Source organism: Hufsiella arboris (assembly GCF_009834875.1).
Taxonomy (GTDB): domain Bacteria; phylum Bacteroidota; class Bacteroidia; order Sphingobacteriales; family Sphingobacteriaceae; genus Hufsiella_A; species Hufsiella_A arboris.
Genome location: NZ_WVHT01000002.1, coordinates 142,409 through 166,209 on the forward strand (window position 1 = coordinate 142,409; position 23,801 = coordinate 166,209).

Annotated in this window: 24 protein-coding genes; 12 read left to right on the plus strand and 12 right to left on the minus strand. The window is 41.2% G+C overall.

Going from position 1 to position 23,801, the window contains the following annotated elements; genetic code table 11:
* Positions 1–19 precede the first annotated feature (19 nt).
* Positions 20–940, minus strand: a complete 921-nt coding sequence (locus GS399_RS04320) for a hypothetical protein (RefSeq protein WP_160843367.1) — start codon at positions 938–940, stop codon at positions 20–22.
* Positions 941–1,094: 154 nt separating this feature from the next.
* Here GS399_RS04320 and proS point away from each other — a divergent pair, with 154 nt between their 5' ends.
* Genes proS through GS399_RS04335 form a run of 3 tightly spaced genes read left to right on the plus strand, consistent with a single transcriptional unit; the run spans position 1,095 to position 4,884 of the window.
* On the plus strand, positions 1,095–2,567 hold the full coding sequence (gene proS / locus GS399_RS04325; protein ID WP_160843368.1) for a proline--tRNA ligase: 1,473 nt from the start codon (positions 1,095–1,097) through the stop codon (positions 2,565–2,567).
* 6 nt (positions 2,568–2,573) lie between these two features.
* Positions 2,574–4,379, plus strand: coding sequence for a MutS-related protein (locus tag GS399_RS04330; protein ID WP_160843369.1), 1,806 nt, complete (start codon positions 2,574–2,576; stop codon positions 4,377–4,379).
* Positions 4,380–4,410: 31 nt separating this feature from the next.
* Positions 4,411–4,884 carry a DinB family protein gene (locus GS399_RS04335; RefSeq protein ID WP_160843370.1) on the plus strand — a complete coding sequence of 158 codons (474 nt, stop codon included), beginning with the start codon at positions 4,411–4,413 and terminating at the stop codon, positions 4,882–4,884.
* A 199-nt stretch (positions 4,885–5,083) separates the two neighbouring features.
* On the opposite strand, the gene rbp is transcribed toward GS399_RS04335, so the two are convergent.
* The gene (rbp, locus tag GS399_RS04340; protein ID WP_160843371.1) at positions 5,084–5,434 is read right to left on the minus strand and encodes an RNA-binding regulator; all 351 of its coding nucleotides are present in this window, start codon (positions 5,432–5,434) and stop codon (positions 5,084–5,086) included.
* 186 nt (positions 5,435–5,620) lie between these two features.
* Between rbp and GS399_RS04345 the strand changes: the two genes are divergently transcribed.
* From GS399_RS04345 to GS399_RS04365, 5 genes are all read left to right on the plus strand, one after another.
* Positions 5,621–6,427 (plus strand): hypothetical protein, encoded by an 807-nt coding sequence (locus tag GS399_RS04345; protein WP_160843372.1) that lies wholly within the window; start codon positions 5,621–5,623, stop codon positions 6,425–6,427.
* Positions 6,428–6,507: 80 nt separating this feature from the next.
* Positions 6,508–7,467, plus strand: a complete 960-nt coding sequence (locus GS399_RS04350; RefSeq protein WP_160843373.1) for a transporter — start codon at positions 6,508–6,510, stop codon at positions 7,465–7,467.
* A 2-nt stretch (positions 7,468–7,469) separates the two neighbouring features.
* Positions 7,470–9,026, plus strand: coding sequence for a vanadium-dependent haloperoxidase (locus GS399_RS04355; protein ID WP_160843374.1), 1,557 nt, complete (start codon positions 7,470–7,472; stop codon positions 9,024–9,026).
* A 51-nt stretch (positions 9,027–9,077) separates the two neighbouring features.
* Complete coding sequence (locus GS399_RS04360; protein ID WP_160843375.1) at positions 9,078–10,031, plus strand: DUF5996 family protein; 954 nt, start codon at positions 9,078–9,080, stop codon at positions 10,029–10,031.
* A 5-nt stretch (positions 10,032–10,036) separates the two neighbouring features.
* Positions 10,037–10,246, plus strand: a complete 210-nt coding sequence (locus GS399_RS04365) for a hypothetical protein (protein WP_160843376.1) — start codon at positions 10,037–10,039, stop codon at positions 10,244–10,246.
* Here the strand turns inward: GS399_RS04365 and GS399_RS04370 are convergent, their stop codons facing one another.
* The 3 genes from GS399_RS04370 to GS399_RS04380 form a co-directional block, all read right to left on the minus strand.
* The gene (locus tag GS399_RS04370) at positions 10,247–10,789 is read right to left on the minus strand and encodes a DUF4199 domain-containing protein (protein WP_160843377.1); all 543 of its coding nucleotides are present in this window, start codon (positions 10,787–10,789) and stop codon (positions 10,247–10,249) included.
* Positions 10,790–10,884: 95 nt separating this feature from the next.
* On the minus strand, positions 10,885–11,373 hold the full coding sequence (locus tag GS399_RS04375; RefSeq protein ID WP_160843378.1) for a helix-turn-helix transcriptional regulator: 489 nt from the start codon (positions 11,371–11,373) through the stop codon (positions 10,885–10,887).
* Positions 11,363–11,734, minus strand: coding sequence for a DUF5655 domain-containing protein (locus tag GS399_RS04380; RefSeq protein ID WP_160843379.1), 372 nt, complete (start codon positions 11,732–11,734; stop codon positions 11,363–11,365). Before GS399_RS04380 ends, GS399_RS04375 begins: the two co-directional genes overlap by 11 nt.
* A 311-nt stretch (positions 11,735–12,045) precedes the next feature.
* Here GS399_RS04380 and GS399_RS04385 point away from each other — a divergent pair, with 311 nt between their 5' ends.
* Complete coding sequence (locus GS399_RS04385; RefSeq protein ID WP_160843380.1) at positions 12,046–13,176, plus strand: DUF1972 domain-containing protein; 1,131 nt, start codon at positions 12,046–12,048, stop codon at positions 13,174–13,176.
* Between the two features lie 33 nt (positions 13,177–13,209).
* Here GS399_RS04385 and GS399_RS04390 read toward each other — a convergent pair whose 3' ends face one another.
* Entirely contained in the window at positions 13,210–14,760 is a 1,551-nt protein-coding gene (locus tag GS399_RS04390) for a capsule assembly Wzi family protein (protein ID WP_160843381.1), read from the minus strand.
* Positions 14,761–15,010: 250 nt separating this feature from the next.
* Between GS399_RS04390 and GS399_RS04395 the strand changes: the two genes are divergently transcribed.
* Positions 15,011–16,399, plus strand: a complete 1,389-nt coding sequence (locus tag GS399_RS04395) for an undecaprenyl-phosphate glucose phosphotransferase (RefSeq protein ID WP_160843382.1) — start codon at positions 15,011–15,013, stop codon at positions 16,397–16,399.
* A gap of 30 nt (positions 16,400–16,429) precedes the next feature.
* On the opposite strand, the gene GS399_RS04400 is transcribed toward GS399_RS04395, so the two are convergent.
* Positions 16,430–16,726, minus strand: a complete 297-nt coding sequence (locus tag GS399_RS04400; RefSeq protein WP_160843383.1) for a GNAT family N-acetyltransferase — start codon at positions 16,724–16,726, stop codon at positions 16,430–16,432.
* 107 nt (positions 16,727–16,833) lie between these two features.
* On the opposite strand from GS399_RS04400, the gene GS399_RS04405 reads away from it, so the two are divergent.
* Entirely contained in the window at positions 16,834–18,033 is a 1,200-nt protein-coding gene (locus tag GS399_RS04405; protein WP_160843384.1) for an AGE family epimerase/isomerase, read from the plus strand.
* Here GS399_RS04405 and GS399_RS04410 read toward each other — a convergent pair.
* Positions 18,030–18,269: a hypothetical protein gene (locus GS399_RS04410; protein ID WP_160843385.1), complete on the minus strand. Its 240-nt coding sequence runs from the start codon at positions 18,267–18,269 to the stop codon at positions 18,030–18,032. The two genes, GS399_RS04405 and GS399_RS04410, sit on opposite strands and share 4 nt — an antisense overlap.
* Before the next feature lie 167 nt (positions 18,270–18,436).
* Here GS399_RS04410 and GS399_RS04415 point away from each other — a divergent pair, with 167 nt between their 5' ends.
* Entirely contained in the window at positions 18,437–19,921 is a 1,485-nt protein-coding gene (locus GS399_RS04415) for a calcineurin-like phosphoesterase C-terminal domain-containing protein (RefSeq protein ID WP_160843386.1), read from the plus strand.
* A gap of 32 nt (positions 19,922–19,953) precedes the next feature.
* Here GS399_RS04415 and smpB read toward each other — a convergent pair whose 3' ends face one another.
* From smpB to GS399_RS04435, 4 genes are read right to left on the minus strand one after another with little or no spacing between them, the layout of a single operon-like run.
* On the minus strand, positions 19,954–20,403 hold the full coding sequence (smpB, locus tag GS399_RS04420) for an SsrA-binding protein SmpB (RefSeq protein WP_160843387.1): 450 nt from the start codon (positions 20,401–20,403) through the stop codon (positions 19,954–19,956).
* A gap of 7 nt (positions 20,404–20,410) precedes the next feature.
* A complete protein-coding gene (locus GS399_RS04425; RefSeq protein ID WP_160843388.1) occupies positions 20,411–21,232 on the minus strand; it encodes a transporter in 822 nt (273 codons plus the stop codon).
* Positions 21,229–23,091: an Nramp family divalent metal transporter gene (locus tag GS399_RS04430; protein ID WP_160843389.1), complete on the minus strand. Its 1,863-nt coding sequence runs from the start codon at positions 23,089–23,091 to the stop codon at positions 21,229–21,231. Before GS399_RS04430 ends, GS399_RS04425 begins: the two co-directional genes overlap by 4 nt.
* Positions 23,088–23,744, minus strand: a complete 657-nt coding sequence (locus GS399_RS04435) for a metal-dependent transcriptional regulator (RefSeq protein ID WP_160843390.1) — start codon at positions 23,742–23,744, stop codon at positions 23,088–23,090. Before GS399_RS04435 ends, GS399_RS04430 begins: the two co-directional genes overlap by 4 nt.
* Positions 23,745–23,801 lie beyond the last annotated feature (57 nt).

The following is a 23,801-nucleotide window of genomic DNA, read 5'->3' on the forward strand; positions in this document are numbered from 1 at the left end:
AAGGATGTTGAACTGATAATTATCTTCCTCCGCGTGCTGGTCTTGATGAACCACTACTGCTTCCGCCGCCGCTGCTACTACCACCGCTGCTTCTGCCGCTGTCATACGAAGGGCTCGGTCTGCTAACTCCAGCATCTGGTCTGCTAACCGGTCTGTCTATATCACGGCTTGGACGATCGCCCTGTCTGCCGGAATTATTCGGTTGATTATCATTTACATCCTGGCGGGTTGGCCGTTGACGGGTTCCTGAAACGGCGTTTCCGTTTCTGTCAACAGTAGTTCCGGTGGCTCTTGGACGACCATAATTGCCATAACTTCCAGATGGAGTACCGTTACCGGTGTTTGGCCTTGCCCGATAATTAGGTGACGCATAAATCGGGCGATAATATCCGCCGCCACCGTAGCCATAACCATATCCACCGCCATAATAGCCGGGATAATAGTTATAATAAGAGTAAGGTCCCCAGAAGCCGGCACCATACGAATTGTAACCGTAATAAGGATTATATCCGTAATATGGGCTGTAACCGTAACCAAGGCCTGAGCCAAAACCAATGCCGAAGCTTAAAGACAAGCCCGATCCATAATAGTAAGGATTATATCCGCCATTAAATCCCAGCCATGGATCGTATGCATAAGAACCATAATAAGGAGTTCTCCAATAGCTGTTTCCATAAAAACGGCTGAAACGCTGAGCGTAAGTTCCGTCTTCCGAATAGTAATCATCGTCATTACGGTCATCACCATAAAGCTGCTCGTCTGTACGATAGCTTTTTTCTTGTTTTGCGATGTACTCTTTTTGCTCTTTCGCTTTCGTGGATGTGTAATAAACGTCGTCATCCGGTGTAGAAGTAGCTGTTTGAGCTAATTTACCGGTTGAGCAGGAAGCCATCATTAATATGATAACGGCGGCTTCATATATCAGTAATTTTTTCAACATGATGGGTATGTTTAAGAGAATTAAATGTTAGACGACGGAAAGTTGCAATGGTTGCATCGACCTTTTAATAAATTCGAATACATCAGCTAGTTTTATAACTTTGTCGCCTGAACAAATTTCATATAAAAGTACAAAAAATATTCCAAAATATCATATGAGCAAAGGTATAACTAGCAGAGCCGAAGATTATTCACAATGGTATAATGAACTGGTAGCCAAGGCCGATCTGGCTGAACACTCGGCAGTGCGGGGATGTATGGTAATTAAGCCATACGGCTATTCAATCTGGGAGAAAATGCAGGCAGCTCTCGACAAAATGTTTAAGGACACAGGCCATACCAATGCTTATTTTCCGCTGTTTATACCTAAATCATTCTTTACTAAAGAAGCCTCACATGTTGAGGGTTTTGCTACAGAATGTGCAGTTGTTACACACTATCGTCTTAAAAATGATGGAAACGGCAACATAATAGTTGATGAAGACGCCAAATTGGAAGAAGAACTGATAGTAAGGCCGACTTCAGAAACGATCATTTGGAACACTTACCGGGGTTGGGTGCAATCTTATCGCGATCTGCCGATTTTGGTCAATCAATGGGCTAACGTAGTAAGATGGGAAATGCGTACGCGCCTGTTTTTGCGTACTGCCGAATTTCTTTGGCAGGAAGGACACACAGCTCATGCAACCTCCGGGGAAGCTATTGAAGAAGCGGAGCGCATGCTGGAAGTTTATGCCGATTTCGCTGAGAACTGGCTTGCCGTGCCTGTAATACGGGGAATAAAAACGCCTAATGAACGTTTTGCAGGCGCTGTTGAAACATATTGTATTGAAGCGTTGATGCAGGATGGAAAAGCGCTCCAGGCTGGAACCTCCCACTTTCTCGGACAAAATTTTGCAAAAGCGTTTGATGTAAAGTTTACGAGCAAAGAGGGAAAGCTTGAACATGTTTGGGCGACTTCATGGGGCGTTTCCACCCGGTTGGTCGGTGCGTTGATTATGTCGCATTCGGATGACCAGGGCCTTGTTTTGCCTCCTAAACTGGCACCTATACAAGTAGTAATCGTTCCAATTCATAAAACAGACGACGATCTTGCGCGTATCGGTCAATTTGCTGACGGTCTGATTGCAAAACTAAAATCGAAGAATATCTCTGTAAAATATGACGACCGCGACACACAGCGGCCGGGATTTAAGTTTGCCGAATACGAGATGAAAGGTGTGCCAGTGCGCATAGCTTTGGGTGCACGCGACCTGGAAAACAATACAGTAGAAATCGCCCGTCGGGATACCCGCGAAAAACAAACGATATCACAGGAGGGACTCGATCTATATATCGAAAATCTACTAACAGAAATACAACAGAACATATATAACAAAGCGCTTGAGTTCAGAACCCAAAATACCCGTGAAGCAAACTCTTACGAGGAATTTAAAAAGGCTTTGGATGAAACACCTGGATTTATCTCCGCGCACTGGGACGGAACACCGGAAACCGAACAAAAAATAAAGGAGGAAACAAAAGCCACTATACGCTGCATTCCGTTAAATAACAAAAAAGAAGAAGGAGTGTGTATTTATTCGGGAAAACCTTCATCGCAACGCGTGTTGTTTGCACGGGCATACTAGTAATTAATGGACGCTTCTACTGAAAAATACTACCGGGAGCGTATTGCCTTAGCGGAGGATAAAATTAAAAAGGAGCGGAAGTTTGTTAACGGCTATTCATTCCTTAGGCTTTTTATGATCCTTGCCGGCATAGCGTTAACCGGTTTGGCTATAAAGCATGAGAATATTTTGCTTACCGAATTGGCAATAATTGCAACTTTTATTGCGTTTGCAATTGTCGTTCGTGTTCAGGTTACGCATATTAAACTACGTGATTATCACACTACTTTCAGACAGGTTAATGAAAATGAGTTGAACTGTTTAGCGGGAAAAGCAAACAGCTATTCATGCGGTGCAGAGTTTGCAAATGATTTGCATCCATACACATCTGATCTGGATATTTTTGGTAAGAAATCGTTATTCGCTCTGTTAAACCGGTGTTCTACAAGGGGCGCTAATCTTTTATTGGCGAGCTGGTTAAGGAATCCGGCTGAAGTAAATGAGGTTGAAAAAAGACAAGAACTCGTCAAGGTATTAGCTTCAGACGGAGAATGGATTCAGAAATTTCAAGCTACACTGATTTCCGATGAAGCGGAGGTTGATCTTAACCGCTTATTTTCTTCTCTTAAAGCATTTCCGGCTGGACTGGACTCCTGTACCGCAATCTTTGTAAAGTTGTCGCCATTAATATTTTTCATTTCTGCGGCACTTTCTTTTTTCTTCTACCAGGCCCTGATAGTTCTTTTCATTACAGGATTATCCAATATTTTTCTGGTAGTTTATTTTTTGCCGAGAATCGCAAAGGCTTCCAGAATTACCGGCAAGATAAGTTCGGATATGTATCGCTATTCGGGCGCCTTTATGCTGATGGAATCAAATCCAGCTATCGCAGCATTGCTTGCAAAAGGGCTGGAAGGCTCCGGTGCTGACTCAGTAACAGTTTCAAAAGAAGTAAAAAGACTTGCTGCCATTTCTGCGAGGCTTGATGTTGGCGCTATTCCTTTAATCGGGCCGCTCCTTAATATTTTCATGGCCTGGAATGTTCGCCACTTTTCTACACTGGCAAAATGGGTGGAAGAAAATAAGGGATTGCTTCCGGAAGCTTTCGCGGTATTAGCGGAAACAGAGGCATTGTTAAGCCTTAGTGTTTTATATAGAAACCACCCCGATTGGGTTTTTCCAACGGTGGTGTCTCAATCTCCCGCTATGACTGCTGTGCAGTTAGGCCATCCGCTCATTAGAGATAATGTACGTGTTTATAACGATTTTTCGCTTGGAGATACTGGCCATATCGACATCATTACCGGCTCGAATATGGCGGGTAAAAGTACATTTCTCCGAACCATTGGAATTAATGCGGTTTTGGCGTTAGCTGGTGCGCCCGTTTGTGCGCGTTCGATGCAACTTAGCTCATTCCAAGTATTCACTTACATGCGAATTAAGGATTCGGTAAACGATGACATTTCTACGTTTAAGGCAGAACTCAACCGTTTGAAATATCTGTTTCAATACATAAGCGAAAATCAGCATGTATATTTTTTGATAGATGAAATGCTGCGCGGCACCAACTCGGCGGATAAATACAGGGGCTCAAAAGCTATAATTGAAAAACTTATCAGTATGCAGGGGATAGGGATGGTGGCTACTCACGACCTGGAAATTTCAAGACTTGAGGCTACGCATGAAGGTTATGTGCGTAACTATTACTTCGACATCCAGGTTGATAATGACGATATGTATTTTGATTACAAGTTGAAGCACGGAATCTGCAAAACTTTTAACGCGTCGTTATTGCTGAAAAATATTGGGATCAATATAAACAAAATCGTTTAAAACCAGCAGGCCGGAATAATGTTGTCGATTCATGGAAAACGAGCAAATAATCCGTAAAGAATTAGCTGACATGATCAATAAGGGCAATGCTCACGCCACGTTTGAAGATGCCGTAAAAAACATTTCAAAAGAAAACCGAACAAAAGTTCCTGAAAAACTTCCTTATTCCCTCTGGCAGCTCATCGAACATATTCGCATTGCCCAATGGGATATCATTGAATTCTGCAAAAATCCCGACCATCAATCGCCGGAATGGCCAAAGGAGTATTGGGTCGATAATTTGGAACCGACAGATGAGCAGTGGAATAATACTTTAAATACGATACGCCAGGATCGTAACGACTTTCTTGAGTACTTAGCTGACCTGAACAACCATCTCTATAAGCCTTTTAATCATGGAAACGGGCAAAATCTGTTGCGTGAAGCCATGCTGATTTCAGACCACAATGCTTATCACACTGGTGAAATTATTATTTTACGCAGGCTTCTAAACGATTGGAAATAATGGCGGGCTATTTTTCCTTATTAATAGATGATGAACCTGTAACTTTTGAAAAAAACAGGGTAATAGCTATCGAGCCGTCGTTTAATGGCACTAAAATTATTTTACAGGCTTCCCATAGCGAGGAGGAACCGATAATATATTTTAGTAAAGAGCCCTATGAACAAGTCATGAAAGCATATACCTCTTGATGGTCTAAGGCTTAATAGCGCTTTTTGTAATCATCATTGTCGGGGCGGCGGTTATAACCTCCTCCACTTGACGGACGTCTGTTGTTGTCGAATCTGCCGCCCGGTTTGCTGCGGTTGTCGGCTTTTGGATCTGATTTTTTCACGCCTATTTTACGGCCATAAATTTCAATTCCGTCAAGTTCCTGGATGGCTTTTTCAGCTTCTTCATCGTTAGGCATTTCTACAAAGCCATAACCTTTACTCTTGCCTGTTTCCTTGTCTAAAATTAATTTGGCAGTTTCAACTGATCCGTATTCACGGAATGTTTCTTCCAGGTCTGCTTGCGTCATCTGAAACGGCAAACCTCCAATAAAAATGTTCATTTTGTGGGACTAAAAAAGTGTAAGCGAATTTAATGATAAATTGTTTTATAAGATTGAATAAATTTTAATAAAAAGGAAAAATATTTTTAATCAGCTAGCTGTTAAAAATACCGTCGAATAAATATAGCAAATTTGATATTTATAATTTAATCTGTGACATTAGCGATTCTTAACCAATTGTTCAAAATGCAAAATAAAACTTCAGTAACGCTACATTATGTTTTACGTGTCGCTGTTGCCATGTGTTTTATTGGTCACGGAATATTTGGCCTTTTAACCAAGCCGATATGGTTTAATTACTTTGAGGTATTTAATATCGGCCACCATTCAGCTGCTATCTGGATGCCCATAATTGGTTCTTTTGATATACTACTCGGCGTCATAATGTTGTTTTATCCGGTTAATGCAATTGCTGGTTGGCTGATTTTATGGGGATTGTTTACTGCTTTACTCCGGCCTTTATCCGGTGAACCCTTCGCTGAATTTATAGAACGTGCTGGAAATTACGGTGCCCCATTAGCCTTACTATTAATGAGCGGGAAAATATTTCGTTCGCCCGGAGAATGGTTTAAGCCTATAAAAATACCAGATACGAACAGATACGATAAACGGTTTTATTTGTGTTTACGGGTAGGCGCCTTTTTATTACTGGCAGGGCACGCGTGGCTAAATCTAATTGATAAACCGGGCTTATTAGCTCAATATCACTACCTGGGCTTTAACAATGTCGAATATGTTGCACGAATAGCCGGTTTAACCGAGCTGTTATTTTCATTTATTGTGTTACTATTTCCGGTTAAACCGCTATTGATAATTATTCTAATTTGGAAAGTTGGTACTGAACTTTTTTATCCTCATTTTATGCCAGTAGAATGGGTAGAGCGCGGCGGAAGTTACGCGTTGCTTATCTGCTTATACTTGACTTCACCCGCCTTAAAAGTGTCTTTCGATATGTTTAGAGGCAGTATAGACAGCCCGCCGATAGCCAATTAATCATATTTGCATTTTTATTTTTTTTAGATACATTTGACACGTAACACAATTGTTGCAACCAAAATAAAACCATTTCATTTGTGAGTAAAATTTTACCTAAGCGGATTAAACTTAAGGGTCTTTTATGTATTTGTTTTGCTGCATTTTCAATTAATGCAAAAGCTCAAACAGAGGCCGACGCCATCATGATACCGAAAAACTATTTCTGCGTAGGCGGTATGTACAGCTACAGCAGTTGGAACGAATACTGGGAGGGCACTTTTAAGCGTGACAACCAGAACATCGGCACGCTATCGGTTCAAACAGCTGGGGTGATGGCAAATTATGGAATAAACGATCGCCTTAATGTCATAGCTGGATTGCCATACGTTACAACCCGCGCCACGGCAGGGACGTTAGCTGGTATGAATGGATTTCAGGATCTGACCGCTTCAGTAAAATGGATGCCGGTAGAAACGAAATTAGGCAAAGGACTTTTTTCTTTCTATGGAATTGGATCGATCGTATTGCCTTTAAATGATTACGTCGCAGATTTTTTACCGATGTCGATCGGTCTGCATTGCAAAAGTTTTATGGCAAGGGCTATGGTTGACTATCAATTAAATTCGTTGTTCTTCACAGGTTCTGGCCAGTATATTAATCGTAGTAACATTACAATAGACAGGAATACTTACTACACCACAAGACTTATTTATAGTAATGAAGTTGCTATGCCTGACGGGGCTGTATTTAACTTCAGAACAGGCTACAGAAGTCAAAAGCTTATTGCAGAAGCAATTTTAGAGAGCGGCACTACATTGGGTGGATTTGATATCCGCAAGAATGACATGCCATTCCCAAGTAATAAAATGAATTCTACTACAGCCGGCGTCAATTTTAAATACTCCATGGATTTTGGTTTGGAATTTACGGGAGGAGCCAACTATGTTGTTGCCGGAAGGAACGTCGGCCAAAGCAGTATGGTGCATGCCGGAGTTTACTATTTGTTTGACATCGGCAAGAAAACTAAGGAGACGAAAAAAGAAGAAAGCGAAAATTGATTATGAAAAAACGTTTACACTTTAAATATATTGGTTTACTATTTTGTGGCTTAGCTCTGGCGGCCTGTAAAAAAATAGAAGAGAGGGTTGAAAATTACGAACCATTAGCTCCGTCAAACCTTGACGTAGACGCCGACACCTGGAAGCCGGTTTTGTTAAACGGATTTACCGATTTGGCAGTAGCAAACCCCGATGCAATTAATTCCAATGCTTATCTCGCAGATTTAAACGAGATAAAAGGATTCCAAAACAATCTGACGAGTGAACAACGTGAGAAAATTAAATATTGGAGCGCTGGTGCCGTATTACGATGGAACGAAATTATGCGGGGGCTTGTTGCGAAACATAATTTACCGCCATACCAGGGGCCAGATGGTGTTTATCCGGCGCCAAGTGCAGCTAATCCATTTGCTTATCCGCAGTTTCCTTTTTCTAATCCGCCATATGCTGCACGCTCTTATGCTTATGTAAGCGCTGCTCAGTATGACGCTTTGATAGCTGCATGGTACTTTAAGAAGAAGTTTGCCCGGAAGGCACCTTATAAAAACGATGTGTCAGTACAGTCGCTTGTTCCTCAAACTGATTTGCCGGCTTACCCAAGTGAGGATGCCGTTGTAGCGGGAACTGTTGTGGAAATGATTAAACTGCTCTTTCCTACAGAAATTTCATATATCGAAGAAAAGGAGAACGAACAAAAGCTTGCCCGTTTAATGTCGGGTGCCAATACGCGCAGCGACTGGGAGGCAGGAGAATCTTTAGGCAAACAAGTGGCCGCAAAATTTGTGGTTCGTGCCAGGGGTGATCGCGCTGGAGCTGCAATAGGAACGCCAGCAATATGGCAGCAGCTTTACGATAAGACTACTGCAACGGGCGAGACGGCATGGCTTAGCCTGGAAACACCTAAGCGGCCTCCCATGTTACCAATGTTTAGTAAGGTTAAACCTTTTTTATTCGATTCACTTACAGTCATCGCATTGCGTCCTTCTCCGCCACCATCTGTCAATTCAGAAGAGTTCAGGAAAGAAACTGAAGAAGTGTTAAAGTATTCAAAAAATGTAACCCGCGAACATAATGCCCAGGTTGCTTTTTGGGCAGACGGAGTAGCGACTTACACTCCGGCGGGACACTGGAACGCAATCGCAGCTGATGAGTTTGTTAAAGAAAAATATAGTGAAGTTCGTTGGGCACGCAATTTTGCTCTGTTAAATATGGCGCTGATGGATGCTGGTATAGTATGCTGGGATACTAAATATTTTTACTTCAATGCAAGGCCATCGCAGATCGATCCCAAAATTAAAACATTAACCGGCGTTCCGAACTTTCCCGCTTATACATCCGGCCACTCAAACTTCAGCGCTGCTGCGGCCACTGTTTTAAGTTATCTTTTGCCAGACAGAGGTTCGAAGTTTACTGATCTGGCTAACGAAGCAGCTATGTCACGCTTATATGGCGGGATTCACTATCGGGTTGATTGTGAAGCCGGGCTGGCAACCGGAAAAAAGGTTGGGGAATATGCGGTGCAGCGTGGTAAAACAGATGGCGCAAATCTAGGTCATTAAGTTTTAACGTTTTTCAATCAATTGCATCGTTAAGATGTTAATTGTATTGAAATGAGCAATAACCGTCCGCACCGCCACTGGCCAGAGCTAGAATTCGAGAAGTTAAAGGAAACACTAAGCCTTGTACACTTGCTGACCCAGATTGTCGGTAAGATCAGGTTAACGCAAACGCCATGGATTAATCATTCATGGCATGTTCCGTTATATATTAGCGCGACCGGATTTACAACAGCCGGTATACCATTCGATAAAGGTATTTTCCAGATCGACTTTAATTTTATTAGTCATCGGCTTGAAATAATAACAAGTACCGCGCAAAACAAAAGTCTCATATTGCAGTCGGGGTCTGTTGCCGGCTTTTATGAACAGATAATGTCGGCTTTAAGGTCGTCGGGGATTGAACCGATAATCTACCCGGTTCCTAACGAACTCGAAACGGCAATCCCTTTTGAAAACGATGTGGAAGTTCGGTCATACGATGCCCCAGCAATTCATACGTTATGGAAGGCGATGGTGCAGATCAATAATGTATTCACGGAATTTAGAGCCGGATTCAGAGGAAAGTGCAGTCCTGTTCATTTATTTTGGGGAGCATTTGATCTGGCGGTAACACGTTTCTCCGGTAAAGAAGCCCCGAAACATCCCGGAGGCGCGCCTAACATTCCGGTTGAAATTATGCAAGAGGCGTATTCGCAGGAAGTAAGTTCTGCCGGCTTCTGGCCGGGAAGCGACCAGTTTCCTCATCCTGTATTTTATTCCTATTGTTATCCCACTCCGGAAAACTTCAGCCAACAGCCTGTAAAGCCAGATCAAGCCTTTTTTAGTAAAGAAATGGGCGAATTTATGCTAACCTATGAAGCCGTACAACGATCGGACAACCCGCGATCGATGCTCCTCGATTTTCTAAACTCAACCTATGAGGCGGCAGCTAACACAGCGAAATGGGACAGGGAGACGCTGGAATGCAATTTGGAAGGTTTAAAAACATACTCACCCAATACTTAATTTTTATGGCAACTTATCAAACAGCTCACATAATTCTATTCGACGAGCAAAAATCAATCAGAGAGAACCTGGATAAAGACGATGTAATTCATACCGACCAGGTCAATATCGCGATGATTCGTGCTATTCTGGACACCAACAAGATCAACTATACCATTACCAGAAGCAAAGATGAAGTTGCTGACGTAGACGATGACCTTATAACAATTATGTAATTAGACCGGAACCGCAGTCGTTGCTGAATGATTTTTGCGTTTTAAAATCAGCGCGCATATAACCGAAACAATCAGGCCAACCGGAAAAATTTCCAGGTATGTCATAAGCATCACCCCAAGCGGACTTTTATACATTTCTGAATATTGCTTCAGCTCGGCCGTTTTTGCCGCAAGCTCAGCACTTGTTGCACCCTTGGCCCGGGCTTCATTAAGCACGTGCGAAGTATATCTTTCCATAAAGTCGGGTATAAAGACATAATAGTCGACCATCCAAACCAATACGTATACCGTGGAAGAGATAAGCGTAATGTAGAGACCGATTCTAAAAGCTTTTCCAAATGAGATAACGCCGCTATTATACTTATCACGGTAGTTTTTAACGGCGACAAAAATGAGAGAGAATGCGAGGATCATGGACGCATAGCCCAAAAGCATGCTGCCTTCAAAATTGCCTTGCAGGTAACACATGGTTGTTGAATAGATCACCATTGCAGAGACAATTAGTCCCGATATCAGTCCAAAAACAATTACAATTTTTTTCATTTTATTCGTTTTATCAAGCAAAAATGCCGGATCAGTTTAATTTTTCCATCATACTTTAGTTTGATTTTTTAAAAAAAACAGCGTCGAGGAAATAACTAGGCTATGATTTTAAGTCGTTTTGCTTTTTCGATAGCTTGTGTCCTGCGCCGCACATCCATTTTGTCAAATAGCTTGACTGAATGTGTTTTTACGGTACTAACTGAGATAAATAGCTTGTCGGCGATCTCCTCATTGCTCAAACCTTGCGCGATAAGTTGCAGTACTTCAATTTCTCTTTTGCTTATGCCTAGTCGGGCGAGTTCATTTTGGTCTATTTCAAAAGGATCAGGATCGACGAATCTCTCTTTTTCTATTGTCACTATCTCTTTAGCTGGTTTTGTCAACTTAACTGCAAGCCATATTCCTAAACCAGTAAAGATGACGGCTATACCGGCGGTATAAAGTTCAAAAAGATGATTTATCAGGAGAAAATGTAACTCTAGCTGTCTTAAAACAATCAATAGCAACGCAAGTATAAAACCGTAAAAGCTTGCTTGTTTATAATTTGGAAAGTGAAGCAACAATGTTTTAACCTTACGAATCATAAGCCAACCGCATGAATTTTTTCACTTCATCATTCAGGTCTTCAATATACAGCATCCTGAAATGATGATTGTATTGATCATCACCCGGAACCTGTGCTATTTTTTGAAAACATAAATTATCGATATAAGGCTCTTTAAACGGAAAAACGACGTGAACAAAATTTTTTCCCAGCTGAGTTATCCAGGCTATGCGTTTATGCGACCCGGCAACACCGATCATAGTTTTAGCAGGATGTAACGTTATGTTTCCAATCTTCTTAAATTCAGCTACAAAATGATCGAACAACATTCTTGTGTGTTCACTTTTACCAGCGAGAAATTCGTCAACCGTTTTTTCGTCAGTTTCATCGTCTTTTGCCATGTGATTGATCTTTTTCAGTTAACGCTAAGATACGCGGCTAATTGACCGCTGATTGCTCTAATATTTTAAATAATAAGTCAGTAAGATAAAGTTAGTAAATAACCGATTTTTAGGTCAGTTTCGTTTCTGACAATTTTTCAATAAAAGCGTAACATTTTGATTTTCTATTCTGTAAAAAGAAGTATCATTAAAATAATAGTTATATACCTATCTCTTCGTTAGCAAATTTTCATTTTTAGTTTTCGAAATAATAATTGCATGGGTACGTTCTATTAGTTATTTATTTGTCCATCTAAGAAAAAATTGTCTTTATGTATATAGCCATTTTGGGTACCCGTGGTATTCCGAACAATTATGGAGGTTTTGAACAATGTGCGGAATACCTGGCGAAAGGTCTTGTTGAAAAAGGTTATCGTGTAGCAGTTTATAATTCTCACAATCATCCATACCAGGAAAAAGCCTGGTCAGGTGCGGAAATTATTCATTGTTACGATCCGGAAGACAAACTTGGAACGGCAGGCCAGTTTATTTACGATCTGAATTGTGTACGTGATGCGCGCCGCAGAAATTTCGACATCATCTTGCAGCTGGGTTATACAAGCAGCTCTATATGGGGATGGTTGATGCCCAAAAGTTCAATCGTGACCACAAATATGGATGGTCTCGAGTGGAAACGAACAAAATATTCTGACAACGTACGCCGATTTTTATTGTATGCTGAGAAGCTGGGAGTAAAATATAGTAAGCATCTCATAGCAGATTCAGTTGGTATTAAAAACTACCTGAAGGAAAAATACAACGCCGAATCTGATTTTATCCCTTACGGAGCTCACTTGTTTAATGAACCGGACGAGAGCCAGCTACTAGACTATAAAGTAAAACCATTTGAATATAACATGCTCATCGCCAGGCTTGAACCCGAAAACAGCATCGAAATAATACTGGACGGAGTAGCTAAGGCCGATAAAAAGAAAGAGTTTTTAGTCATTGGGAAGCATGAAACAGAGTATGGCGACTTTTTGAAAAATAAGTTTGCAAAACACGCTCATATTCGTTTTATCGGGGGTGTTTATAGTATGGGCAGATTAAATAATCTCAGGTATTATTCAAATATTTATTTTCACGGACACACGGTGGGCGGCACGAATCCCTCACTTCTAGAAGCTATGGCATCCGATAGTTTTATTTGTGCCAATGAAAATCCTTTTAATCATTATATCCTGGAAGACGATTCCTTATATTTTAGTACCGCTGACGATGTCACAATGGTGTTAGATAACTTTTCAAAAGGAGATAAAAAGGCAGAGATAATGATCGCGAACAACAGGAACAAAATATCAAATTTGTATGATTGGGATATAATCACCTATCAGTACGCGAATCACTTCGAAGAAATCTACAAAGCAAAATTTAATCAATCAATTTCATATGGATATCAATAGGGCACAAACAGCTCTATTGATATTACATTTTGATTAGTCATTTCTGGTTGCCGACCCCGCGGGCTTGCTGCTATAGCTAAATGATTTTGAAACTTTCAGGATAATTCCCGTCGAGTTATACAAAAGCTTTCCCTGGTCGACAGCAAGAGCTGCACCCACATTGAAATTGTTTTTTAACGATTTATTAGCCTCCAGGTAACCCGAAAACTGGTTAACTTGTCCAAAGAGAATATCAGCCGGTGGAAGCGGCCTTGGTTTAATTACACCGGTTGTATGTCCTTCCGGACTTGTTCCGAATGTTCCGTAGTTCATCGAATAAGATAACTTTGTTAAAAATGACCAGTCTGCTATCGAACAGATGAATCCTGTGTGAAAAGCAACTACACGATTGTTAATAAACGCGTCGCCTGGAACGGAAGGTAAATCCTGGCGTGCATCTTCTTTGCGGGTAATAAGAGGAGTCCCTATTCCGGCGCCCTTATATGTCCATCCGTCTTGGTAAAAGAAATTATTATAGTAATCCTCGTCACCGGATAAGGTGTGTTTTGAGCCGAACTCACCCGCCTGGTCTTTCGTGTATAATAACTCGAATAAAAAGCTTTTCCATTGGAACGAAGAATTTTCCTGCTCATAGCGCCTGTTATGCAAAGCGATTCCATTTAAACCATCTGCGATGTTCGCCAGTCTTGAAAGTGCGCCAACATCATAAATACTCTGGCGATAAGCAGAAAGCTTAACGGCATTAAAATTATAATCAAAACCTAAGTCGATAGACCCTAACTGGTTGCCAATTTTAGATTTGGGAACACCGCGCCCGCCGTATGACTTCCCAAGTGTTGCATAATAAAAAGTTTCTATCGGCGAAAGCTTGAAAGCTTTTCCCCAGGTTTCAGCTTCACTGCCCCACATGGCTTGATGGTTTACACCCCCGTATAACTGTAAACGCCAGTTGGGCTTGCCGAGACGCATATAAAAGGATAACTGGTTCAGGTATGTCTTCGGATCTGAGGTCCCCATCGGAACACCGCTTACTTCGCGAGGGATATTCACACGGCCAAACCAGCCGTGCGCAAGATTGCCTTTTACTGAGAAAAGCTTCCCGAAAATAGGGATAGCGTAATACTCTGGGATCGAAATCTCGACTTTTGGAATCCCCAAAGCATTGCCGGACATTGAGAAATTGCCGGAACTGAGCGTAGTGTCACCGTTTAAACCCATTACATCGGTTGTTCTTCCGGCCTTTAACTGAAAAATCCAGAGTTTAGCTTTTGCGTACCCCTGAATTAAAGTGAGATTGGAATTTCCACCCACGTTTGCACGGCCCTCGAAGCCCGCGCCCCAGTCAAAAATGCTGGTTTTGGTTGTGTCGTAATCTTTTATGGCGCTTCCGGTGAAGCCAGCAGAGAGTCCATCAATTGGAACGCTGCCATATTTATTTGAACGCATCCAGAAAGGAACATGGTCGCCGGTGATGACAGCTTCCGTTCCAACATTGAATTTTATTTGGTTCTGGGCAAATGATACCGAGTAGCTGACTGTCAGTATATTGAGTGAAAAAAGGAGCTTCTTTAAGTGATTTTTCATAGGCGCGGGCGATGTGAAGCAAATTATTTGTGAAAAAATTACGTTTAAGTGAGAAGATGGTTTGATTAAATTCCACAGTACGTTTTTACGGTAGATGATTTAAACAGTTTAATTTTCAACGTTCTACATTACATATTAGTATATTTCATTAATGGATTTAAAATTATTAATTATTTATTTTAAAATAAATGTAACAAAACCGAGTTAATTTTAATATAAGTACAAAATAAGTTTACGTCATATCTTACCTATGAAAACACGCTACGTCTACTTATTGCGATTTGTTCTTGCCGTCACGGATATTCTGCTTGTGAATATTTGTTTCGTAATAACCTATTATGTCGTAAGTAGCTATGATTCTCCACTTGATCCCGTTTTATACAGGCGTTATCTTGCTGTCGCTAATTTGTTGTGGCTCTTTAGCAGCAGCACCTTTGGTCTTTACAAAGAGCAGACAATCCAAAAGCTCGAAAAAATATACCGTTCAACTTTTCGGAGTATAGTTTTACACGGTTTCGTATTCCTCATTTATCAGCTTTTATCGAACGATACTCAGATATCCACACTATTCCTCGTAATATTTTACCATATAATGGGTGGTGGATTTTTGCTGAGCCGTTTTATCGGAACTGTATTCGAGCAGGTGCTGATTGACCGTTACAAAATCAGGAAGCCAGTTGCAATTATGGATGCAACGGGAGCGGGGATAAGACTTGCAGAATATCTAAGAGATGATAAAAACTTCAATTTTCATGGGTTCTTGGGTGATTCTACTTCCGTTCATACAGATGCGTCGGGCGAAGTTCTCTCCACAATAAGCGATCAGTTGCGTTATGCTGCCGAACAAGGCGTAAAAGAAATTTATGTGCCGTTAACACCAGACCGAATGCATGAAGCACCGAAGCTTTTGGGTGAAGCAGAAAAACAATGTGTCCGTTTAAAATTCGTTCCTGATCTTAGCGGAACCCTTTCATTGCCATTTAGCCTGAACTACATGGATACTTTTCCCGTGATCAGCGTCCGTCGCGAGCCCCTGGAATACATGCATAACCGTTTCAAAAAACGGCTTTTTGACATCGTGTTCAGCCTTGCAGTAATTTTATTCATACTGAGCTGGCTGTATCCCGTTATCGCGTTGTTTATAAAATGGCAAAGCCCGGGCCCGGTTCTTTTCAAGCAATTAAGAAGCGGTCGTGATAATAAGCCTTTCTGGTGTTACAAGTTCCGAAGCATGAAGGTAAATAAAGACAGCGATAAGAAGCAGGCAAGTGTTAACGATGATAGGGTAACCGCTATCGGTAAGATCATGAGAAAAACCAGTCTGGATGAACTTCCACAGTTTTTCAACGTGCTGATGGGAAACATGAGTATCGTCGGGCCCCGTCCACATATGTTGCTTCATACCAAAGAGTACAGCGAGGTAATAAAAGAATATATGGTGCGCCAGTTTTTAAAGCCTGGAATTACCGGATGGGCGCAGGTAAACGGGTACAGGGGCGAAACGAAAGAACGGTATCAAATGCAAAAAAGGGTAGAACACGATATTTGGTATATGGAATCATGGTCGTCAATGCTTGACGTTCAAATTATATTTATGACCATAATCAACGTGTTTAAAGGCGAGGAAAATGCATTTTAGACCCAATCTTTTTAGGGACGCTAAAACGAGTTAATAATGATCAACCAGTTTATTCCATTGCGGGTTACGCTTCAGGTACGACAGTACAAATGCACAGCGGGGAATAATTTTGGCATTTTCTTTATCAAGATAGTCGAAAACTTTTTCGACCAGGGCATTCGCTACTCCCAGGTTTTGAATCTCCCGAGGAACCTCCGTGTGGATCAAATAAAATTTACCGTCTTTAATAAGATAATCCATAAATGCCCGATAACCATTAAAATATAATTCAAACGATCTTTCGGCTTCGTTATTTATGAGCTGGAGAGTTAGGAATTCGTTTTTCATGCTGATAAAGTAAAAGATAAAACTTCATAATAACATGTATAAAATATATTTATGACTTTTAAACTTAAACCATAGATTTGGCACCTTTAATCAGGCTTTATCATATCATGTCAGAGAACTTTGCTGCGAATGTCAGTTATTTAAAAGACGAATTTTCTTCCGAGCTAAAAAATATCCTTCGTTATTGGATTGATAATACAGTAGATGAAGAAAATGGCGGATTCTACGGGCAGATTGATGAAAATAATCAAGTAATAGATGATGCGCCAAAGGGCTCGGTTTTAAATGCTCGTATTTTATGGTCATTTTCTGCGGCTTATAACCTGACAAGCAATTATGAATACTTACTCTTTGCCAGAAGAAGCGCGGATTACTTTCTGAAAAATTTTGTGGATAAACTTTATGGTGGAGTCTACTGGTCAATAAAGGCGAATGGCGATCCACTTGATGCAAAAAAACAAATTTACGCACTTGCTTTTGCTATATACGGCCTCACGGAATATTATAAAGCTGATCGGAACGAGGCAGTGCTAGATACTGCTATTGAGTTATATCAAACCATCGAAAAATATAGTTTTGACAACGAACGTGGAGGTTACTTTGAAGCGTTCACACGCGACTGGCGCTTAATCGATGATTTGAGGCTCAGTGAAAAAGATGCAAATGAGAAGAAAACCATGAATACCCATTTGCATATTCTGGAAGCCTATACAAATCTTTTTCGGGTTTGGCCAGATCTCTCGTTAAAAATTAAAATCGTTGAACTGCTTAAAGTTTTTGGCAAACATATTTTCAATGAAGATTATCATTTGAATCTTTTCTTTGATGAGAACTGGTCAATCAAGTCTGATATTATTTCTTATGGACACGACATCGAAGCTTCGTGGCTATTATTGGAGGCCGCTGAAGTTCTTGAAGATGAAGTGATCATTCAAAATTTTCAAGAATTGTCAATTAATGTAGCGGAGGCTGCAGCAGAAGGGCTTGATAAAGATGGTTCTATGTTTTATGAAATGGATTTTGGTAGCAAACACCTGATTCAGGAAAAACATTGGTGGGTTCAGGCCGAGGCAATCGTAGGATTTCTAAACGCTTCCCAGATCAGCAATGACGACAAGTTTTTTAGTCGATTTTTGAAAGTCTGGCAATTCACCCGGAATTACATTATAGATCATAAACATGGCGAATGGCTGTGGGGAATTCTTCCTGACCATTCTACAATGCCCTGTCAGGATAAAGTTGGTATTTGGAAATGCCCTTATCACAACAGCAGAGCCTGTATTGAAGTGATTAAACGCCTTGGTTAAAGGTTATAGGATTCAAGTTTATGGATGATGAGATGTAATGTCTCATAGTCAATGCCCCCCGGATTTTTACAAACGTGGAGGTATTCGTTTTTGTCAGGTTCAAGACTTGCAATCAGTTTGCCGTTTTGGAATATCTCAAATTTGCAGTGCGTGTCAGAGTGATGCAAATATTCTGCTACCTCAAAATTCTCCGTACGGCTGTCCTGATGAGTGATACTTAAATGAAATCGGTCCATAAACTTCTTTAGCTTTTAAAACAACCATGCATGCTACGCATTTGTTGACATTGACGAAAATATTTAACATTGCCAGTTTCTTAAAAATCTCTTAACAACGATTTATTATCAGCTTAACATTGCCATTATAGTTTCGCCTCCATAGACGATACACTGAATTTTATAGCATGTTAAGAAGACATTTTTTAAGAAACCTTGGTTTGTTAAGCGCGGCGACAACAATTCCCGCGACAGTAATTAAAGCCGCTGAGCCACAATTTGTTTACGGCTTAGGACAACTTTTAATAAAAGGCCGCGTGGCGAGCGGAGCCAAAGGTATTTCCGGAGTAGCCGTTACTGATGGCGTCAACGTAGTTTTGACGAATAGCAATGGCAGTTATGAGTTAACCAGCAATAAAAGCTGTCGTTTTGTTTACATCTCGCTGCCATCGGGATATGAGTTTCCTCATGAGAACAGTGTCGCGAAGTTTTATCAAAAAATCGATCCGTCAAAAAGTACATTCATCGCAAATTTTAATTTAACAGAATTATCTCAATCCGACGAGAAGCATACATTCGTGGTTTGGGCCGATCCGCAAATCCAGTCAAAACACGATGCCGAGCTGCTGCTGGCCAATTCGGCTCCCGATTTAAAGGCCCTGGTTGAAAATTACCGCGGGCAGCTTCTTCATGGTATAGGATGCGGAGATCTGGTGTGGGACAATTTTAATTTGTTTCCCGACTATCAAAAAGCGATTGCAATGAGCGGCCTGCCATTTTTCAACGTAATTGGTAATCATGATATGGACCTTGAGGCGCGGACGGATGAGGGATCATCTGATACATTCAAAGATCATTTTGGGCCAACATATTACTCGTATAATCGCGGTAAAATACATTATGTCGTATTGGATGATGTGTTCTTTTTAGGAGTGGCGAAAAAGTATATCGGATATCTTACAGAGAGCCAGTTACAGTGGCTTGAGCAGGATTTGAAAAATGTTAAGGAGGGCTCCACAGTCGTTGTAAGTTTGCACATACCAACGAACACAGGTCAGCTGCGCAGGGATAAAGAGAAGGTTGATCAAATGGGCGGCACTGTGATCAACCGTCAGCATCTTTATAATCTTTTAAAACCGTATCGTGTACACTTAATGTCGGGGCACACCCATTTTAATGAAAAGTGGGAAGATGGTAATATAACCGAGCACGTTCACGGAACCGTTTGCGGCGCCTGGTGGACCGGACAAATTTGTGGCGACGGAACGCCTAACGGTTATGGTGTTTACGAGGTTAGCGGGAACGACGTTAAATGGTATTACAAAGCGACCGGCCATCCAAAAAATTATCAGTTGAAAATTTATAGTCCCGGGAAGCACAAGGAATATCCGGACGAAGCATGTATTAACGTATGGAATTATGATAAGAACTGGAAGATAGAATGCTTTGCAGACGGAAATTCTATAGGTGCGCCGATCCAAAAAACTGCTTATGATCCATTGGCTGCTGAAACATTATTAGGAGCGGATATACCCAAACCTCGCGGCTGGGTTGAACCACTTTTAACCGACCACTTGTTTTTTATCAAGGTTCCGGCCGGCACAAAATCATTGAAGGTTAATGCAACCGATCGTTTTGGCGAGACATTTACCGATACGCTCGGACTGGCATAAATGAATACCGGGCCTTATTTCAGGCCCGGTATTTATCTTTTCATTACCCGGTCAAGCTCAATTTTCGACTCACGTTCTTTGATCGTGTCGCGCTTGTCAAAAGATTTTTTTCCCTGTGCCAGTGCAATTTCAAGCTTTGCAAACCCACGCTCACTGATAAATAGTCGTAATGGAACGATCGTGTAGCCCCGCTCTTCACCTTTTTCCCGAAGTTTCTTGAGCTCTTTCTTACTCAGCAGTAAAATCCTGTCGCGTTTTTGTTCATGATTATAAAACGAACCATGCGAGTATTCAGCGATATGCATATTTCTTACATATAACTGCTCATCAATAAATGAACAGAATGCGTCGTTTATGTTTGCTTTACTTTCGCGGATAGATTTTATTTCTGTACCTAAAAGCTTAATCCCGGCAGTATAAGTGTCAAGTATGTGATATTCGAAATGCGCTTTTTTATTTCGAATGTTTAAATCATTAGCCATTTTTTCTCTAATATCTGAAGGAACATCCCACAAAATAGACTTTATCAGATGCTTTTGTTATTCCATAATTAAGGCCGGCATCGATATTGAAGTTATCTGAAAAGGAATAAATTATTCCTCCGTCAACGTACAAGTCAGCTTTATTGTTCAGAAAATCATAGGTATAAAATGATTCGACGAACGAAGAAAAGCTTTTTGAAAATTCCTTTCCAAAGGTAAATGAATTTAGTATTTCAGCATGATAGTTTTTGTTCATTTCGTTTCGAACAAGGTCGAATTGTGTTTGGGCGCCAAAGCTCCAGTCGTCAGGTAATTTTAGCGCGAAAGGAAAAACTATACCTCCGTCGACTCCTTCGCTGGTCTTTGATGTCGGAAAATTCACATAAGGCATCATACTTAATGCGGTTTTTCCGCCATCGTTTCCCCACAGGTTTTTCTTCACGCGGAAAGTCATATCGCCGAAACCAGAACTTGATTCGTAAACCTGTCCGCTTGTCGTCGATTTTACTTTATAATCGTTAAAAGGTGAAACGACCAGCTGTATATCTACACTTTTTGTCAAACCTAACTTTACATTCATTTTATTAAAGTCGTTCTCTACCGATTTTAGGTCACCATCTTTATTGGTGGTTGATTTAAAAAGGTCGCTTTCTACCTGGAAATGGCCTGCCGGCACACTGTAAGCGCTCTCTGTCACATCCGGCCGATCGGTCTCCATATCACCCATTAACTGTTTAGGAACAGGATTGAAGAGGGTGTAATGCGTGTTTTCCTGGCAGTTTGCGCCGAGCCCGAATATTGAAAGCGTAATAACCAAGAAATATTTCATCGTATGATCAATACAGGTATGTTTACCTGGTGACGTACAGAGTCAAGAGTCGTTCCAAAAATCCAGTCGCTTAACCCTTTGTGCCCATGCGCCCCCATTACCAGTAAATCCAGGTTGTTAGCGATAACCAGTTTAGCGATTGATTTAGACCGCTTCCCGTACCCAATTAATGCATTGGCTTTATAATCAAGCGCCACCAGATTCTCGCGATACTTTTCCAGATTTTCTTCGTCATTCACTGTTTCTAAATCCATTACATTGCCGCCATGATAATTTGCTCCGGCTGTTTCTACAACGTGTATGAGAAAATATTCAGCATCTGTGCCGCCCTGGGCGAGCGCTTTCCTGATCGTGTTTATATCGTTTTTCGAAAAATCGACTGTAATTCCGATCCTTCCGTGCTTAAAGTGATCAATATCTGTTATTTGCAACGCTTTGCCATGCGGAACACGAACAACCTCCGTTTTAGGTGTGCGGATTAATGGGAAAATAAAAACATACAGCAATAAGAAAACGATTCCCAGGATCATTGGAAAAATTACTAAAAAAATCCACCAGTCATGTGCTGTCGTAGTTAGCCACGTATGTAATTCCTCATACACAAGTTTTACATTCAGCGAAATAATGACTATCGCACTTATCCATGCAAATACCTTTGCCCATGTTTTTATCGCGAACTGTTTCATTTCATATTTATTAGACACGAAATGGATCAGTGGAATTATGGCAAATCCGAGCTGCAGGCTCAATACAACCTGGCTCAATACAAGCAGTTCGCCAAGCGCGTCATCCCCAAAGTAAATTATAGTCATTAACGCAGGGAAAATTGCAAGCAAACGAGTGATTAGTCTTCTCAGCCAAGGTTGGATTCGCAGATTGAGATGGCCTTCCATAATGATCTGTCCGGCCAGCGTGCCCGTAATGGTCGAACTTTGTCCTGAAGCTATCAGCGCGATAGCGAAGAGGGCAGGAGCCAGTGAACCGAAAATGTTTGTTAGCAGTTTATGCGCGTCGGTTATCTCGGCAACTTCATAATATCCATTTTTGAAAAATGCGCCAGCGGCTAATACTAAAATTGCGGCGTTGACCAAGAACGCCAAGTTCAACGCGATAGTCGTGTCAAATAGATTGAATTTAATTGCTTCTCGAATGCTCGGTTCGTTCCGCTCTATTTTTCTGGTTTGAACAAGGGACGAGTGGAGATACAAATTATGCGGCATAACTGTTGCACCAATTATCCCGATGGCGATGTATAAAGCGCTTCCGGACAAGGCAGTAGGTTTAAATCCGGCAGCTACCTCAATCAGGTCTGGTTTAATGATAAACATTTCTACCAGAAAAGAAACGCCGACTACGAAAACCATCGACACAATAAAGCGCTCCATAGTTTGCATGCCGCGATTCATCAGAAAAAGCAGTAAAAACGTATCAAAAACGGTTATAGAAATACCCCAAATCAATGGCAGGTTAAACAACAATTGCAAACCGATAGCCATTCCTATTACTTCTGCGAGATCGCAGGCTATAATTGCGATCTGCGCCAAAATGTACAGTGGAATATTAACTGATTTTGGATAAAAATGCCTTGATGCTTGAGCCAAATCCATCCCACGTACAATGCCAAGTCGTGCGCTAAGTGATTGCAGTAAGAGTGCGATCAGGTTGGACATCAGTAAAACCCAAATAAGTTTATAGCCAAACTGGCTTCCACCAGCAAGGTCTGTAGCCCAATTTCCGGGATCCATATATCCTACGCTTACAAGGTAAGCCGGCCCAAGAAAGGATAAGATTCTTCTCCAGCCAGTTCGGGTATTGGTTCCAACGCTTGCATGAACTTCGCTTAATGATTCTGTGCTCATAATGCTATTAAAATGCTTTTAGCAGCCTCACGGCTAATAGTGATATCTTTTTTGTCGTTTAAAATCAGCAAAACCGAGCCGTCATATTCCAGAATCTCTTTTATTTTAATTTTGCTTCCAAGTGTGAGTCCCGCTTTATCCAAATATTGTAGAAAGACAGACGAATGTTCGCTGACACCTGAGATAACACCGCTTTGTCCAACTTTCATTATAGAAGTTTTAACCAGTTCGGCGACTTTAACTTTCCCGTTTTTATCCGGAATAGGATCTCCATGCGGGTCGGTTTTTGGGAAGCCAAGAAATTCATCGAGACGGGTCACGAGGATTTCTGATTCTATGTGTTCGAGGTCTTCGGCGATATCATGTACTTCGTCCCATTTGAAGCCCAGTTTCTCTACCAGGAAGACTTCCCAAAGCCGGTGTCGTCTCACAATATCGACAGCAGTGTTACGCCCCTTGTCTGTTAATGTAACTCCCTGGTATTTGATGTAATTAATCAGGCCCTTTTTTGCCAGCTTCCGTAGCATGTCTGTAACCGACGACGCTTTAGTGCAAATTACTTCGGCGATGCTGTTGGTTGACACAGCTTTACCTGTTTCTCCGCTCAGGTGATAAACGGCTTTTAAGTAATTTTCTTCAGACTGCGAGTTCATATTTAAGCAAATCTAATAAAATTTTTAGACTTGTCTAAAAATTTTAAATAAATAAAA